Consider the following 16,967-nt stretch of genomic DNA (forward strand, 5'->3'; position numbering starts at 1 on the left):
TGAGCTGCTGCCGGTCTGGTAGACACGAGGTTAAGCTACCTGCGCCTGCCGCTCGAAGTCCATGGGGCTGAGATAACCCAGGGTCGAGTGGCGTCGCGTTGGATTGTAGAAGCGCTCGATGTAGTCGAACACGTCTGCCTTTGCGTGATTGCGCGTGCGGTAGGTCTTACGTCCGACCCGCTCGGTCTTCAGCGAGGAGAAGAAGCTCTCCATCGCCGCGTTGTCCCAGACGTTGCCCGACCGGCTCATCGAGCAGGTCACGCCGTTGTCGGCCATCAGCCGTTGGAACTTCTCGCTCGTATATTGGCTGCCCTGGTCCGAGTGGTGCAGCAGAGCGTCGGGCTTCCCGCGCCGCCAGATCGCCATCATCAGCGCGTCGGTGACGAGCTGGGCTGCCATGGTGTCGCTCATCGACCAGCCGACCACCCGGCGCGAGAACAGGTCGATGACGACGGCGACGTATAGCCACCCTTCCGCGGTCCAGATGTAGGTGAAGTCGGCGATCCACTTCTGGTTTGGCGCCTCGGCCGTGAACTGGCGGTCGAGGAGGTTGCCGGCGATGATGGACCGCAGACCGTCGTCCTTCGGCAGACCACGACGCCGGGGTCGAGCCTTCAGGCCATGAACACGCATCAGCCGCTCGACACGATGCAAGCCACATGAGAGGCCTTCGGCCAGAAGGTCGTGCCAGACGCGGCGTGCACCGTACGTCCTATAGCTGGAGATGAAGCTGGCCCGGACCCTGGCCCCGAACTCCTCATCGTTCCGGGCACGGGTACTGGGCGCCCGAACCAGCCATGCATGAAAGCCGCTGCGCGAAACACCGAGCGCTTCGCAGATCCACGACACCGGCCAGATCCCTCGGTGCTTCGCGATGAACTCGAACCTCATATCGAGTCCCTGGCGAAGTAGGCCGCCGCTTTTTTTAAGATGTCGCGCTCCGCCTTCATCCTGGCAAGCTCGCGGCGCAGCCGCTCAATCTCCTGCTGCTCCGGCTTCATCACGCCGTGCCCGGGAAACGCTGATCCCGGATCGGCCGCCTGCTCGCGAACCCACTTGCGCAGCACGTTCTCATGCAGGTCCAGATCGCGGGCCGCCTGCGATACCGACACCCCGCGTTCCCGAACCAGCTTCACCGCCTCGAGCTTGAACTCGCGGCTGAACTTCCGTCGTTGCATCTCCATCCTCCGGTTCCGAAAAACACCTTATCTCGGTGTCCACGAAACCGGCAGCAGCTCAGTCGAGCTTGAACTCGCGGCTGAACTTCCGTCGTTGCATCTCCATCCTCCGGTTCCGAAAAACACCTTATCTCGGTGTCCACGAAACCGGCAGCAGCTCACTGAGAGGACACCAGCGATCGCTGAACGACCGCAAGCGGGTCGAATAAGCCTCCATCGTAGTAACGCCGATCCGATCCCGACGTCGGCCTTGTTGGCCAACACTTCGGTAAGCGCCGCTTCGATCGCGATGCACGCCCCGTCGTCGATTGCTCAGCGGAAGCACTGTGCCCGTCTCGCTCGAAGCATAGCTCCCTGTCAGTCAGCACCGTCACGCGGTGGCATCGCCTTTTGTGTTGCCACCGTTAAGTGCGGCCGGTTGCTTGCGTTGTGACTGCACGGCGGCACCATTGGCGCGCGCACTGTCCGATCCGCTTCCCGCCAACATGCCGTTGAGCGACCCGCCGGTCATACCGAGTTCGGCCATCAGCCCGTCGATCAGCGGACCGCCGACGCGGTAGCGCATTGCGGCGGCAACAGCGGCATCGGCGAGGTTCGTCTGGCCGCCGCCGGACGACTCCGCTCCCGGGGCGTCGCCGTGCAGGCCACGGGCGTCGAGAATGCTGATCTTGTCGATATTCTCCATGGGCTTGCTGGCGGCTGCGATGATCGCGGGCAGGGCGTCGAGCATCGCCCTGCGGATGAGCAGCGCGGTCTGGCTGTCGCTCAGCAGGTTGGTGGCTTCGTTGAGCGAAGCCTGACCGGCGGCATCGACCTTGAACGCCGCCTCGCGGCCCTCGGCGCGGGCCTTTTCGGCATCGGCCTCGGCGGTGGCTTCGGTGCGCAGCGCGCTCGCCCGGGCTTCGGCGGCTTCCTTTTCGGCGGTGGCGGCGACGGTGATCTGCACCGCTTCCTCCTGCGCGCGCTGGGTGGCGGCGATGACGGCGACGTTCTTGTTGCGGTTGGCGATCTCGGTCGCCTTGGCGGTCGCGACGCTTTCCTCGGCCCGTACGGCGAGTGCGCGCGCTTCGTTGGCGGCGGCCGTCGCGGTCGATTCCTCCTCGGATTTCTGCGCGGTCTGTACCGCCGTCGTGATGCGCGCGATCTCGATCGTACGGTCGCGCTCGATCGTCGCGGTCTGGATCGCGCCGTCGCGTGCGATGGTGGCGGTCTGGATGATCTTGTCGGCCTCGGTCTGCGCAACCGTCTGCGCCTGGGTGGCGGTGATGCGCGCGATCTCGGCGAGGCGGGTCTGTTCGGCCGCCGCGGTGGCGATGGCGGTTGCCTGTTCGGCGCGGCGGGCGGACAGCGTCTGTTCCTGTGTCAGCCGCGCCTGTTCCGCGGCCTGTGCGATTTCGAGCGACTGGTTGTTCGCCTCCAGGTTGCGCTGTTCGATCTCGACGCGGTTGGTCGCGACGATGTCGTTGCGGATCTTCTTGCGCTCTTCGATCGTGCGGGTGAGCACCGTCAGACCCTCGGCATCGAAGGCGTTGTTCTCGTTGAAATGCTCGAACGCGGTCTGGTCGAAATGCGTAATGCTGACCGATTCCAGCTGAAAGCCGTTCATGTCGAGGTCGGTCATCAGCGCCTCCTGAACCTTCTGGATGAAGTCGGCCCGGTTGGCGTGGAGATGCTCCATCGTCATCGTGGCCGCGACCGAACGCAGCGCGGACACGAGCTTGCCGTCGAGCAGCGACTTCACCGCATCGGGGCTGTTGACCGAGTCCCCCAGCGTCTGTGCGGCGGCGGCGATCGATTCGGCGTCGGGCTTCACCTTGATATGGAACAGGCCGACGACGTCGACGCGCAGCTTGTCGAGCGTGATCAGCGCGTCCTTGTTAAGGCGCGAGACCTCCAGCTTCACCGTGGTCAAGCGGACCTGCATGAGTTCGTGGAGCACGGGAATGACCATGATGCCGCCGTTCAGTACCACCTTCTCGCCGCCGAAACCGGTACGGATCAGCGCCACGTCCTTGGTCGCGCGGCGGTACAGCCGGGTCAGGATGATGCCGATCACGACGAACGCGATCAGGACGATGCCGGCGTAGATCAGGATATTCAGAAGCGATGCAGGCATGGATGGCCTCCCCCGTTATAGTGTCAGATGGCGTGAAGCAGCGCGTCGGTATCCGGCAGCGCGTAGAACAGCGCACCCTCGCGGCGGACGAGCAGGGCAATTTCGCCCTGCGCGATGCTGTCGGTGTCGTGATGCGGCTCGACCATGACGAAATGCGCCTGGCCATGATGGTCAATGACCTTCGCACGGGCGGGCTGGCCGCGCTGGGCCGTACCTTCGAGAATAGTGCCCCGGCGGCGAAGCAGGTCGGTGCTGGAGATCACCGTCGTCTCAAAGCCGGGCATCAGCCTCGCGAGGCCGTTCGCGGCCAAGATATTGAGCAGGCCGCCGCCTACCACCGCGCCGCCGACCGCAAGGCTCCAATGAAGCGGCATGCCTAGCAACGTGGTCGCGACCTGCTGCACCGCGATGCCGACGAGCGTGAAGCACCCGAGTAGCGAGGTCAGCCAGATCAGCACCGGCAATTCGCCGCCGAGACCCAGCCAGTCGAGTACGCCGCCACTCTCGCCGTCCATCGCCAAATCGCCGTCAAGGTCGAGATGGCCTAGGCCCAGCCCAATGGCTTCGATCAGGCCGATCCCGATCATCACGACGAAAGCGATTGCGAACGGCGCATAGGCCGGCGTCAGGAAGATCGCGAACATCAGCGCTGAGCGGGCGATAGCGCGCCGCGCGGCTGTGGCATTCCGATTTGGCCGATGCGGTCCATGCTATATTGCTCCCCGGACCGCAGGCTATACGCAGCATCGTTTGGCTGCAACGAAGACCGATGGAGACGCGACCAGTTTTGCGGGGATCAGCGTCGGCCTCCCACTATCGGCTTCTCGTCGATGTCGAGCCGCGGGCGGTGTTGCCTGGGGCGGTCAGCATCGTCGAACGATGCGCGCCGGGGAGAGCGGCAGACAGCGTGCGAAGCGATCGGCTGCAACAAGATGTCTCGACGATTGCACGAGTTGCACATGATCGAGCGGCATCATCGATCCCGGCAACAACTGGCCTGCTGGGCATTCTCCCGCGAATCGGCCGGAAGGCCAGAGGTGCCGGAGCCGCGCGCTCCCGATAGCGAAGCCTGCCACGTCAACCCTACCATGGTTCGAGATGAATGATCGTCCGAAGCTGAGGAGAGACAAGCGAAGTCCGAGTGACCGCATGTGGGTCTGCTCAGACCTCCGTTCGTTCGGCAATTCCAAAGCGTTCTCTACATCGACGCCTAGATAGCGCACGGTGCTATCGATCTTTGCGTGACCGAGGAAAATCTGAACGGCGCGCAGATTACCGGTCGCCTTGTAGTCGGTGCCAATAACGTAATCGATCGCAGCGCGTCCGCAGGTTGGAAACGTGGCGAACGCCTCATCATTCGGACACACTCGCAATCGTCCGATACCGACGACCGCAACGGCGCTGCCCGATGTTAAGTTTGAGTCAGCGTGCCAATCCGATGATCGCTGTGCCAACATAGCCTTCAGTAACCGATCCGGTCAGTGCAGGCGTCTGTTGCGCGATCTGCGCGGCAGTATTGTCGCCGAAGACATTGTCGTTAGCGGTCGACACGCGCGAATAGTTTGCGACGCTGCTGCTGTAGAGTGCCGAGCCGCTATAGATCGCGCTGCATGCCGCCGTTGGCATCGCGAGCTGCGAGGTGAGCGACGCAAACCGCCCGCTGGTCGCCACCGCCGCGCTCGAGAATATTTCGAAATGCATGTGCGGGAAACGACCGGCATAGCAGCCGGGAAAGATGGTGGTGAAGGTCACCTGCCCATTGGCATCGGTGACCAGCGCCCCGCGCAGCCAGCTCTCGCCGGCCACGTCGTACAGCGAATAGCGGCCCTGCGCATCGCAATGCCATAGATACACCAGATAGCCGGCGAGGGGCGCACAGGCGGCGTTCACGTTGGCAACGGTCAGCGTCAGCTTGAGCGCGACCCCCGACGCCGTAGTTGTCGATCCGTTCAGAAAGCTCGACCGAATGTCACTGCGGACGACGCCGCTTGCAGTCAGCACGTTCGAGGTCGATCCGTTCGACGTATTGGTACCGTCCGCCGGATAGGGGCCGCCGGTTTCGGTCGGATCGACGAGGCAGGCACCGGTTGTCAGGGTCGTGGTGGCGGTAGCGGTGGGGGTTGGCGTGGCCGTCGGCGTGGGCGTTGCGGTAGCGGTGGTCGCAACGGTGCCGCTGCTGCTCCCGCTTGAATCGCTGCCGCATCCGGTCAGAAGTGCTGCGGTGCCCGCGCCGGCGAAGAGGCGCAGCGCGCGGCGGCGATCCGTGATCGCGGCGATCACCTTCAGGTCGTGGGCAAGGCCCAGGTCATGGTCTTCGATCGTGTGGTGCTGTGGCACGGGGCGTCTCCTTGTTCGTGCCCATGCCCTGAACCCCGAACCGCTCCGCAATATTACACCGGGTCACGGTGATGTTGCAGCCTGTTGCAATCCGGTTCAGACGCGCGGCAGCACGACTTCGACCCGCCCGCCACGCTCGCCATGGCCAAGGATAACGCGCCCGCCATGGGCTTCGGTCAGCGACCGGACGATCGCCAGGCCGAGCCCGGTGCCGCCGGTCGCACGATTGCGCGACGGATCGCCGCGCACGAACGGTTCGAACAGCCGGTCGCCCAACGCCGGATCGAACCCTGGCCCATGATCGTCGATGCGGACCGTCACCGCATGCTCGTCGACCTGCCAGTCGACATGCCCTGCGTGACCGTAGCGCACCGCATTCTCGACCAGATTGGCAAAAAGGCGCCGCAGGCCTGCCGGATCGCCGCGCACCAGCACGCGCGGGCCATCATCGGTGGTCACCGGAACACCCGCGCCGGCCAGATCGTCGACGAGCGCGTCAAGAACGCTGCCCAGATCGACAGTGACATAGCCGGCATGGCGTTCGTCGCGGGCGAAGCGGAGCACATCGCCCAGCATCGCGCGCATTTCCTCGATATCGGCGACGGCGCGTAGCCGGGCGGTTTCGGGAAGTTGTTCGATCCAATAGGCGATGCGCGACAAAGGAGTACCCAAATCGTGCGCTATTGCGGCCAGCATAGCGGTGCGGTTGTCGGCATGGCCGGCAAGCCGCTCGTGCATTGCCGTGAGTTCCGCGCTCAACAGCCGGACTTCGCGCGGGCCATCGACCGGTGGTGGAGCGATGCCCGGTCGGGCCGCTCGCGCGCCCTGTGCCAGATCGCGTAGTGGCCGGGCGATCGCGCGTATGATCCACCACGCGATCATCGCCATGCCCAGCATTGCCGCTGCCATCCCGCCGAGTGTCACCGACAGCCAGTGCCGGAACAGCCGATCGGGTGCGCTTCGCACGACGCGCCAGCGCTTGCCGTCGTGCCAACCCAAGGTGAAGCCGCCCCGCAATGCTTCGCTGCCCCCACGCTCCGGTTCGGCATAATAGCCCCGCAGTTCGCCGCCCCCGATCATCCGCTGCAATCGTGCGTCGCGATCGGGATCGGGTCCTTCGCCGTCGCGCGGGATCGGCGCGCTGCCGGTCGATACGATCAGATCGGCCTCCCCAGCGCCGGGCAGCGGCATGCCGCGCAGGGCAGCGACGGCATCGTGCAACGCTACCGGGGCGGGGCGGGGCGGCGGTCCGGCGAAGGTTATCGCGAACGTCACTGCCGTCGCTACGGTGATGGCGGCGATGACCAGCAGAAAGATGGGCACCGCGATAGACGGTACCGGGCGCGGGTGACTCATCCGCGAGTGACTTCGGCGGTGAACAAATAGCCTTCGTTGCGGATGGTGCGGATCAACTCCTCGCTACCCTCGCGAGCGAGCCTGCGCCGCAACCGGCTCATCTGCACATCGATCGCGCGGTCGAAATGCTCGGCATTCACGCCGCGCGACAGGTCGAGCAACTGATCGCGGCTCAACACCCGCCGGGGATGTTCGATCAGCGCGAGCAACAGGCGGAACTCGCCATCGGACAGGTTGATCGCGACATCTTCCGGATCGAACAGTTGCCGCCCGGTGGTATCGAGCCGCCATCCGGCGAACCGGTGATAGTGGCGCGCCGGAGTGGCGGCGCTGGACGTTTCACTTCCCGCCGCGCGGCGCAGTACGGACCGCACCCGCGCCAGCAACTCGCGTGGGTTGGCAGGCTTCGCGATATAGTCGTCCGCCCCCAGTTCCAGCCCGACGATCCGGTCGATATCGGTCCCGATTACCGACTGGATGATAACCGACGGTCCCTTCGAACGGTCCATCGACCGCAGGATCGATAGTCCATCCTCGCCCGGCATCATGACGTCGAGGACGATGAGGTCGTAGGTTCGTGTCGACATCGCCGCACGCATGCCCGCGCCATCGGCGGCGGTATCGACTTGATAGCCATGACCCTGCAGGAACGCCGCGGTCAACTCGCAGATGCCGGGATCGTCGTCGACGATCAGCAGAGCGGTGGTCAGATGCCCGTTTCCCATTGCAGTTTGCAGCATGTCCTCCATCGACCAGAGTACGGTAGCCGAAAGATCTCCAAACCGACACATATTGCGACAAACAACGAAAATTTGCCGTTCTTCGCAGATTCTTGGATGGTCTGCTTTCCAATCGGCAATATGCTTTGGGTTCAGTCTAACCGTCCCGGTCAGCTAACAGGGATTTCGTTCAATCAATGCCATTCGGAGAGAAGCTAAACGAGCGTCCGATCCTGGAAAGCCGGACGGGCAGTACGAATAGACAAGTTTGGGTTAAATCATCAGAATTATTGACAGGCGGTCGATCTGGATATATTCTTACGTCCAGATGGCGTTGTTGCAGAAACGCTTGTCTTTATGTGGTTCTTGCTTCTACGATCCGGAGCATCATCGGCTACCGTCGATTTTGGAAGCCTGTCTCATCCTTCGTGAGGTATCGTTCCGACGCATAGTAGCTTCGAAGCTGCTCGGCGGTGTTCTGATCGGCGCCCTTCAGCCAGCGGGTATGCCAGGTCAGGAACCACAGCCAGTCCGCCGTCGGCCCCAGCCCGGCGGGATTCGGAATCGGACCATTCTCGTGAAGACAGATGGGCACGGTGTCGCGCACGATCTGCTTCACCTGACCGAACATGGGAGCCAGTGCGCCGTGGTCGTCAGCGTAAATGTCGGCACCAGCGATGTCGACATACGCCCGGCCAGGATAATAGGCCGCGTCGACGTTCTGCCCAGCCCAGCCCAGCACCCAGATCAGATTGTCGAGCTGCATCGACCGCGTATACGTGTCGTACATCAGCTGCCAGAGCGCCCGGAAAGCATCCGGGCCGTGCTTGCCCCACCAGAACCAGTCACCGCTGAATTCGTGGAACGGACGCCACAGCACGGGAACGCGCTGGTCGCGCAACTTGGCCAGCAGCGCCCCGATCTCCTTCATCTGAGCCATCATTGCCCGGTTCTGCGGCGTGCCAAGGGTCAGCGCGCGCGCGACGTCGAAATCCTTCTTGCTGTTCTCATACCCCGTGCCGATGTCCGGTGCCCCCCAATGCCAGCAGATCGAGACGATGCCGCCCGAGCGATGCCACTCGGCTGCGCGTGCGTTGACGCCGGCATTGTCCTGCGGGTGAATATAATCGAGCCCAAGTACGGCCGGCAGCTTGCCTGTCTGCCGTTCGATGTACGATAACTCGTCACGCTCGCTGCCGGGCGACTCCTGCTGGCCGGTGAGCGTCTTGCGGCCGTAGATCGACCACAGATACCGGTAGAGCGATCGTGCCTCGGCCGAGGCGGATCGGTTGCTCAAGGTACGTTTCGGCACGGCGGCTCCGGCGTGCCCGGCAAACCCCAGCGTCGCCACGCCGCCTACCACCAGTTCGCGCCTGCTCAAGATCATCCCATTCTCTCCGTCGCGATCCGCTATCATCGGCAAAATGACTTATCGACCCCGTCAATCCGGGCACCTCTCAGCAGGCATTTCCCAAAGCTCGCTTCCGGGCAAGTACGGGGCCGCTCGTCGAACCGCAATAAACGGATGTCCGAAGCTGGGCAGGCGGCTTCGAATGTCTGGATGTGGGGCGTAGCGCACCACGTACGGACATGATGCGCCCTAACCCGGCAAGAAGCCAAATGGATGCTTATGTCCTGGAAAGTGGCGCATGATCGATCCGCGGCAGAACGTGGCGGGCAAACAGATCCGCTTCGGCCTGATGCGGGTACCCCGACAGGATAAAGGCGTCGATACCGAGATCACGGTACATCTGCAGCTTTGCCAGGACCTGATCCGGATCGCCGACGATCGCCGCGCCGCATCCAGACCGCGCACGACCGATGCCGGTCCATAGATTGTCTTCGGCATAGCCGTCGCCGCCGGCACCCTCCCGCAGCGCCGTTTGCGCCGCGACGCCGGCCGAGCGTGCGTCAAGCGAGCGTGCCCGTATCGCTGCACCCTGCGCGACGTCCAGTCGCGAGAGCAACCGGTCCGCAACGGCCCGGGCCTCGGCCTCGCTTTCGCGAACGACGACATGGGCACGGTAGCCGAAGCGTAGCGTCCGGCCATAACGGGCGGCACGTTCGGTCAGGTCAGCGATGATCGCCGCGACGTTGTCGCGCGTGTCAGGCCACATCAAATATACGTCGCATTCGCGCGCAGCAGCGTCACGCGCGTCCGGCGACAGGCCGCCGAAATAGAGCAACGGCGCCCGGCCGGACATGGTGGTGATGCGCGGCGGATCGACCTTCAGCTTCCAGAACGCTCCATCATGATCGAGCGGTTCGCCGTTCAGCAGCGTGCGAAGGATGCGCATCGCCTCGACGGTACGGGCGTAGCGCGGGCCGGACGGGAGGGTTTCGCCCGGGAGGTCGGACGAGATGATGTTGATGTTCAACCGGCCGCCCAGCATCCGGTCGATCGTCGCGATTTGCCGGGCGAGCTGTGGTGGCCAGCTTTCGCCGATGCGAACGGCCATCAGCAACGCAAGGCGGCGCAACATCGGCGCGATCGCAGCAGCGAAAGCTGTCGTATCGATGCCTAGCGCATAGCCCGACGGCAGGAGGATATTATCGTACCCACCGGTTTCGGCCTGCAGCACGATATCGCGGCAATGCTCCCAACTGGACCGCAGCATGGGATCGGGCACGCCGAGAAATTCGTAATCGTCGTCGCACAAGGCGGAGAACCAACTGATTTCGCAAGGTTCGCTCACTTGCGTTCTTCCTTTGCCGTTCTGGGGTCGGGTATGCCGATCGCTGCGAGCCGGTCCATCAATGCACGATTGGGCCAGGCGCGCAGACGGACGCCATCGCCGAAAGCGATCATCTTCTCGCCCTTCGGATCGTAGCGCGGCCACGAGAGACCAAGGGCTGGCGTATTCGGGTTGCCGGTGGCGGCGAAGGCGACGATCGCCGCCTGCATCCTGCCGCCGAGCAAATAGTCTGCGGCAGTCCAGTTGCGCGTACGGCGAGGTCCGTTCAGGCTGTCGAAGGTATCGAGCCAATAGGGCAGGTCGTCGGTATGATTGACAGCGGCGGTCGCTGGATCGAGATCGGAAAAGGCGACACCCGGCGTGTAGGGATGCCGACGCTCAAAGACATAGGCATAGACCGGCGCGCGGCCATGTGCCGCCTGCATCCTGGCCCAGCTACGCATCATCGTCGAAAAGCCGCTGTCATGCGCGAGCATACGGGCCGCGAACGCGGCATCACGGTCGTTATTCGCCGGATACAGGCGCGATACCTCGTCGGCCCGATCGCCGAACCAATAAAGCTAGCCGGGCAGCGGCGCGGAGCGGTTGGGAACCGCGGACGCCGAGGTTAATGAGCGACCGGCGTTGGGAAGCGGGCAGGGCACTTGGAACGACCGCTACTGGGTCAGTATCACGGAGGGAGAGGTCGACCGCTTTCGCACAATTGCAGATCAATCGAAGCCGGTACAAAGTTCAGGCTTATCGACGGAGCCGCGTTGAGGAGAATTGATGGCGGTCGTCGGTCGATAGGTTTTGGCTTCGGACGCCTGAATTTCTTACTGCCGATGCCTATTGCCCTGCTGACACTACCTCAAAAGCAGTCACCTTAGGCAAAAGTGTTGGCATGAGCTGGTTTGCCACAGCAAATATTCTGGCTGGCATAAGGTTTACTTACCGCCGTGATCGCTTCCTAGAAGATGACGGTTCTTCCGACCTTCTCCCGGGTATCAGCAAACGGCTTTACCTTATCCGTCACCCTGTGAGGCGGTGCTACGGCACTGCATTTCACGACTTCGGTGGTTGATACGGCGTTCGAAACGACACACCGATCGATGACGACGACGCTGACGGTTAGCGTCCCCGGCGCGGTCTCTGCCCAAGCAGGCATAGCATAGGCTAACAGCCCCCCGGCGATCAAACGGTGTAAAATGCGCAAAACAGCCCCCTTCACGGGCTGCTATACGCCGAACCTCCATTTCGGTTCCATCATCATTTAATAAATAATGGTTACCACCGGCGTGTCAGAATAGGCACCGGGTTGCGCAGTTTGCCGAGCTGGAAGTCGAGCATAGACTGTCATTGGTTGCCGTGATCCAAAAAGGGACAACAGGTACAGGACACCGACACCTCCAGTTGCACCTATTCCGCTACCCCAGATACCGCTGAACCCAGGATCCGAATACAGATTGTATTGGAGGCGCTTCGAGCCGGATCTTAATTCGCGCTGGGCGATGTTGCCGGACTGTCCCGCTGAAACGTCGATACGATAACCGAATGCGATGCAATCAACGACCGTACACGTACAGGCGACGTTGATTGTTCCAGTTGTCGTTAGCGGCGCAGTCTGCAGCGGATTGTAGACGCCAAACCTCACGGGCATCGTAGAAACCGTGCAGGAAACTGCGTCGGCCGTGGTCGGGTGCGAGCAGGCAAGTAGAGCCGCCGCTACTGCGAGCCGCTGCTTACAGCGGATGGCAAATAACCGCATCAGTGGTTCCCTGCTGAAAGCTGATACCGCAACGCTCTCCTCCCATCTCCACCTGGGCAGCAACATTCTGATCAATATCAGTCAGATAGGCAACCCCGTCATAGCCGATCATATCATCGGGATGCCCCGTGCGAATTAGGATCGACCCCATCGGCACCGGCTGTCCGTTGGGTAGCATGATGTGAATGGCCGCAGCGCGCACGCGACGAACCGGTAACCTAACGACAGCACCACCAGCGCCGCGCGTCCGCACAAGCACCTCGGCTTTGGCCGCCTCATGCTCGAAATCGATCCCGTCATAATCGAGCGCGATCCGCGCGATCGCATTGGCGGGAAGGTCGGGCAGGAAGAGGCTGCCATCCGAACGCGTCCGCCCGGCCGGGCGATTCTCGAGGCTGACGGCAATATCGGGCTGGCCGGTCTGTACGACGACGAAACTCTGCCCGACAGCGGTCGCCAGTTCGGGCCGTCCACCGACCCACAACGCCGCGCCCGAAGCGAACACCCGACCGGCAGCGCGGTGACGATCAATCTGGACGTCGCCACCAATCTCGCCTGAGCGCCCCCGAAAGGTCAGGCCGCCGCCGAGGGAGGTGGCGCGATCAGGCGTCATCGAGAGGGTAGTGCGCAAGTCGGTGCCTTGATCAACCTCACCGAACCGCGCCCAGCTCGCTTGTCCCGATAAGCCCTGGATGTTGTGGGATGCCTGGACAACCGCCGACGAGCGGTTCGATAGGGGTAAGGTAAGGCCAACCGCCGCCAACAGACCGGACTGCCGCGCCCGGGTTTCGACAACGTTGATGAAGGCGGACAATCGATCGCCGATGGGACGCGACCAGCTTGCCGCGATGATGCGGGTATTCGAACGCCGCGAATGCAGCACTGTAGCGGAAAGCGACAGCCCGCCAAGAATGGGTGAACGCCATGCGCCGCCGGCCTGAAGCGTCCAGTCGTCACCGACGAACCGTTGGTTCGCCAGCGTCTCGAACTTCCCGAAGCGCTTCTGCGCGACAACGAACGCAGACATGCGCGGATCGTCGCGCCGCAGCGAAATGGTCGCGTCCGCGCCCGTTGCGCCGTTCGAATGCGAGATGTCGCTGCTAATCATCATGATGCCGAACTCGCTCAGCTTCGAGGTCAGGCTAGTACCGGCAACCTGTACCGTTCCCGCCACGGCGAGCCGCCCCTCTGCGGTGAGCCTGTCGCTGATGCCGTGGCGAAGGGTGCCGGAGGCGAAGCCGGCACCATATCGATCGCCGGGGGCGAAGGCATTGCGCCGTAGCAGACCGACCTGGGCCGACATGGCCGTCAACCCGGGTCGCAGCAATTGACGCGAGCTGTAAAAGGATAGCTGCTGAACACTCTCGCGGCCCAGCGCGTCGCGGACCAGCAGCGAGACCTGCCCGGCACCGTCGACCATCGGCACGCCGGAGACGGCAAACTGGCCTGCCTTCACGTCCTGTGTCAGTCGACGAACGCCGTTTACGTACAGGTCCACCGTCGATGGCACGCCGTTACCACCGGTAAGTTGCGGCAGCGGCATCGTGACGAGGTCGGGCTGCAATGTGAAGTCCGTCGCAAGCTGGACGCCCGCTGCGCGAATAGCGCCATTGGCCGAACCGTCCGGGCCGATGAAATCACCGATCGTCAGCCGCTGGGTCGATCCGGGATTTTCGAACACATACCGCGTTTCCAGACGTCGGACGTCCAACGCGCGACGCTCCCGATTACGATTGACGAGCACGCCGCTCGAAACTGTACCGAAAGGGCCGAATAGCCGAAGCTCGCCGGTTGCGCCGATATTGCCGGTATCATCGCCATATGCCGAGTAGTTGAACAAGCCGCCCCATGCCGGGAATACGGCATCGGTCTGCGCCGAGGTAACGGCTATCTCGCTTCGACCCATCGCTGAAGGCGCAACCTCGATTTTGAGGATCTGCGTGGCCTGATCGAGGTGGTAGGCGAGGCCGGCAATGCTACGGAGGCGGACCGGGCCGTCGCCTGCTACCGCATCGATTCCGAGCATTTTCAGGTCGCTGGCACTCGCTGCCAGATCGTCTTCACTCCCGAACAGCTCAATGACGCTGCCGGTATCGACGCCGTTGACCCATGCCTGCGCGTAGGTTTCGCTGGCTGCGGGTTGTTCGGTGACGACGAGAGGAACCGCAGGTGCCAATGATCCGGGCGAAACGGCCAGGAGGCCGAGCGCAAGCAGAAGTCCGGCCATGACGCTATCATCACTGCGTCAGCAGAACGGATGCACGTAAGAGCTTGCCGCTTTCCTGGACCGTGAGCGCCAGAGTTTTGGTAGGCGTGGTCGGCGTATAGGTCCACGACCGCTCCTGTCCGGCAAGGGCGTAGCCCGCGAGACCCGGCGCAATCACCACCGATTTCCCGCCGTCGTGCACCGCGAGTTCGACGAACTTGGCATGCACCGGTCCGCGGTTCCTGACGCTAATCGTGACCTGGTTCGTCTTTGAGTCTTGGCGTGCGTTCCATTCCAGCTGTTGGGACCGAGCAACTCCTGCGGCCGGTGCGATGAATACCGGGAGGATCATGCGCACGGGAAGCTGCAGCTGTCCTGGCGCACCCGCCAGCGGCAACTGGTCGATGACCAACCGATAGCTTCGCTCAACCGGACCCGCGGGTGCCTTGGCGACGACACGGACAGCCTGCGCGCCGCCTGCCTCAAGACGGAACAGCGGCGGACTAAACCCGGCATCCGTGGCGGGGGTGTAGACTTCTTCGTCATCTGCCATCGTCCAGCTGAAGAGCCGAACCTGAACCGTCACCGGACCATTGCCCGGATTGCTGACGATCGTAGAAGTACTCCGCGTCCCTTCGGCCAACGTCAGCTGCACCGGCGCGACCGACAGGCCGCCCCCCTGGGCAGCGCTACCCGCGGTCTGCGCCAGTACCGGCGATACTGGTGCGGACGAAAGCGCGAGGCCGAGCCAGACCAACGCCGACGAGACTAAAGCCGCTTTCACGATCAGGCCCTAGTAATAGACCGTGATCGGAACGGTGTCCGAATACACGTCTGCCGGCGCGCTCTGACCGGCGACGATCGAGCCATATACCGGGATCGAGTTGGCGGTCGCGCCAAGACCGGTCTGACCGATAAGACGCTGTGCCGTGACGCTATTGCCAAAGCGCTGCGTACCGGCACCGTCCTGGAACAGATTGTAAGCAAGATACTGCGCCTGGTTGGCACCCTTCATGCGGCGTTGCGTGCCAGAGGCATTCGCACCATCGCTCAGACCAACCGAGAACGGAGTGCCCTGCGTACAGGTCACGTTGACGTTGACCCGCGTCGGTGTAGTGGTACCTGCCGCCGGATCAACTGTTCCGAAAGCAAGCGTCCCACTGCCAACAGCACAGGTCGATACAACCGTGACCTCAACGGTGAGCACGCCGCTTGCTGTCTGTGCAAACGCCATGGGTGCACCAGCCACCAAGCAAGTCGAAAGCGCAACTGCGCAAAAAACGTTTCGCAATTGATATACTCCGTGTCGAATCTCCGTGTCTGAACAGTGCCATAGCGGTATTAACGATGTATTTCGATGAACTATACAAATTGTCTCGTCAAAACTTATTATGTATACAATCTACTCCGTACTTTTTATACATAAAGAGCAGGATTGATCTGCATCAACATCAGGCACGTTAGAATTTGCATCATTGATAGCGGCGAATTTCGCCATTATTGTAACGGGCAGGGCTTGGACGTCAGTCTCCCATCGGCACTGGCAAGGCACCCACTCCGCCTGAAGATGCGGCGGAAGGTGGATGTGCGGAAACTTGTTGCGGGAGCGTCGTCGCTCTGTTGCAGTAAGCGGCCTGACGGAGGCGAGCCCTTCCGGAACTGCGGCTTTCGATCGCTTGATCTTCCCTCGTTTGACGGACACCGATGACAGGCTTTGCGGAGCCAGGAGGTGTAGGATGGCGATTACGACGAAGCGTCGGTTCACGGAGGAGTTCAAGCGCGAAGCGGTAGCGCTGTAGGAGACGGGCGGTCGGATGTAGGCCGAGGTGGCCGCTGAGTTGGGGATCATGCCGACGATGCTGCGTCGCTGGCAGCGCAAGTTGCAGGAGAGCGGCACCCCGCCAGCGGATCAGGCGTCGGAGATCGCGCGGTTACGCCGCGGGTTGGACCGGACGTGGATGGAGCGCGACATCCTGAAAAAAAGCCGTGGGCATCCTCTCGACGATGCTCGAGACAGGCTTTGCAGAGATGCCGCGGGGCAGTTCGCTTTCATCGAGCAGCATGCGTCCACCTGACCGGTGAACGTCATGTGCCGCCGGGTATCTAACCTTCGAACAGGCCGAGCAGCGGGTAACCGGCTAACCCAGCATGTTCGCTTTCGGAAAGCCGCGACCGGCACGATCGAACATCTGCATCGTCATCCCCCCCCTTCGCCGAAAGCCGGGTGGCGAGACGACGTGCCTCGACAGGATCTGCCGTGGTCAGAGGGACCGTTATAGGACGGTTGACGATTTTCCGCAGGTACAACCTGCGGCGATAGTGTTAGCGCGCGCTGCGCCACCACCGATAGGGAATCGAGGCCATATCCAAGTCTCGCCCGGTCGCCGGCGCGAGCCTCTCATGCGGGCCGAGGGTACCATCGTGTGCACAGTTTGGTGCCCAGGCCGGTGTCCCGCGAGGCGCGGCCGGACGCCGGAACGGCGAATTTATGTGGGTTCAGCGCGAATGTGGAGCGGGTGAAGGGAATCGAACCCTCGTCGTAAGCTTGGGAAGCTTCTGCTCTACCATTGAGCTACACCCGCGTCGATGGTTCAGCCCTTAGCCGGCGGGAC

At 62.8% G+C, this 16,967-nt stretch carries 13 protein-coding genes, 1 tRNA gene and 2 pseudogenes; 1 reads left to right on the forward strand and 15 read right to left on the reverse strand.

Going from position 1 to position 16,967, the window contains the following annotated elements:
• Positions 1-30: 30 nt before the first annotated feature.
• The 14 genes and pseudogenes from ASE70_RS10825 to ASE70_RS19235 form a co-directional block, all read right to left on the reverse strand.
• Positions 31-1,178, reverse strand: a protein-coding gene (locus tag ASE70_RS10825) for an IS3 family transposase (RefSeq protein WP_156356189.1) whose coding sequence is annotated in 2 segments (ribosomal slippage) — positions 31-917 and positions 917-1,178 — 1,149 coding nt in all. Because the reading frame shifts where the segments join, the coding sequence is not laid out codon by codon here.
• A gap of 370 nt (positions 1,179-1,548) precedes the next feature.
• Entirely contained in the window at positions 1,549-3,294 is a 1,746-nt protein-coding gene (locus tag ASE70_RS10835) for a flotillin family protein (RefSeq protein WP_082450977.1), read from the reverse strand.
• Positions 3,295-3,317: 23 nt separating this feature from the next.
• A complete protein-coding gene (locus ASE70_RS10840; protein ID WP_056504657.1) occupies positions 3,318-3,938 on the reverse strand; it encodes an OB-fold-containig protein in 621 nt (206 codons plus the stop codon).
• A 517-nt stretch (positions 3,939-4,455) separates the two neighbouring features.
• Positions 4,456-4,583, reverse strand: a pseudogene (locus tag ASE70_RS20700) (integrase); the annotation flags it as partial.
• Positions 4,584-4,716: 133 nt separating this feature from the next.
• The gene (locus ASE70_RS10845) at positions 4,717-5,631 is read right to left on the reverse strand and encodes a dioxygenase family protein (protein WP_056504659.1); all 915 of its coding nucleotides are present in this window, start codon (positions 5,629-5,631) and stop codon (positions 4,717-4,719) included.
• A gap of 96 nt (positions 5,632-5,727) precedes the next feature.
• Positions 5,728-6,954, reverse strand: coding sequence for an ATP-binding protein (locus tag ASE70_RS10850; RefSeq protein WP_056504663.1), 1,227 nt, complete (start codon positions 6,952-6,954; stop codon positions 5,728-5,730).
• A 29-nt stretch (positions 6,955-6,983) separates the two neighbouring features.
• Positions 6,984-7,727: a response regulator gene (locus ASE70_RS10855; protein WP_156356179.1), complete on the reverse strand. Its 744-nt coding sequence runs from the start codon at positions 7,725-7,727 to the stop codon at positions 6,984-6,986.
• Between the two features lie 373 nt (positions 7,728-8,100).
• Positions 8,101-9,093 carry a glycosyl hydrolase gene (locus ASE70_RS10860; protein WP_200925626.1) on the reverse strand — a complete coding sequence of 331 codons (993 nt, stop codon included), beginning with the start codon at positions 9,091-9,093 and terminating at the stop codon, positions 8,101-8,103.
• Between the two features lie 241 nt (positions 9,094-9,334).
• On the reverse strand, positions 9,335-10,366 hold the full coding sequence (locus ASE70_RS10865) for an LLM class flavin-dependent oxidoreductase (protein WP_200925631.1): 1,032 nt from the start codon (positions 10,364-10,366) through the stop codon (positions 9,335-9,337).
• Between the two features lie 32 nt (positions 10,367-10,398).
• Complete coding sequence (locus tag ASE70_RS10870) at positions 10,399-10,878, reverse strand: carboxylesterase family protein (protein WP_056504672.1); 480 nt, start codon at positions 10,876-10,878, stop codon at positions 10,399-10,401.
• A gap of 776 nt (positions 10,879-11,654) precedes the next feature.
• Positions 11,655-12,215, reverse strand: coding sequence for a Csu type fimbrial protein (locus tag ASE70_RS21090; RefSeq protein ID WP_082450979.1), 561 nt, complete (start codon positions 12,213-12,215; stop codon positions 11,655-11,657).
• Positions 12,124-14,376 (reverse strand): fimbria/pilus outer membrane usher protein, encoded by a 2,253-nt coding sequence (locus ASE70_RS10875; protein WP_056504675.1) that lies wholly within the window; start codon positions 14,374-14,376, stop codon positions 12,124-12,126. Before ASE70_RS10875 ends, ASE70_RS21090 begins: the two co-directional genes overlap by 92 nt.
• A 10-nt stretch (positions 14,377-14,386) precedes the next feature.
• Complete coding sequence (locus ASE70_RS10880) at positions 14,387-15,139, reverse strand: fimbrial biogenesis chaperone (RefSeq protein ID WP_162235970.1); 753 nt, start codon at positions 15,137-15,139, stop codon at positions 14,387-14,389.
• A gap of 9 nt (positions 15,140-15,148) precedes the next feature.
• Entirely contained in the window at positions 15,149-15,589 is a 441-nt protein-coding gene (locus ASE70_RS19235) for a Csu type fimbrial protein (protein ID WP_082450981.1), read from the reverse strand.
• 502 nt (positions 15,590-16,091) lie between these two features.
• On the opposite strand from ASE70_RS19235, the pseudogene ASE70_RS19240 reads away from it, so the two are divergent.
• Positions 16,092-16,427: pseudogene (locus ASE70_RS19240) on the forward strand (transposase); the annotation flags it as partial.
• 436 nt (positions 16,428-16,863) lie between these two features.
• On the opposite strand, the gene ASE70_RS10895 reads toward ASE70_RS19240, so the two are convergent.
• Positions 16,864-16,937, reverse strand: a tRNA-Gly gene (locus ASE70_RS10895).
• Positions 16,938-16,967 lie beyond the last annotated feature (30 nt).

Source organism: Sphingomonas sp. Leaf22 (assembly GCF_001421715.1).
Taxonomy (GTDB): domain Bacteria; phylum Pseudomonadota; class Alphaproteobacteria; order Sphingomonadales; family Sphingomonadaceae; genus Sphingomonas.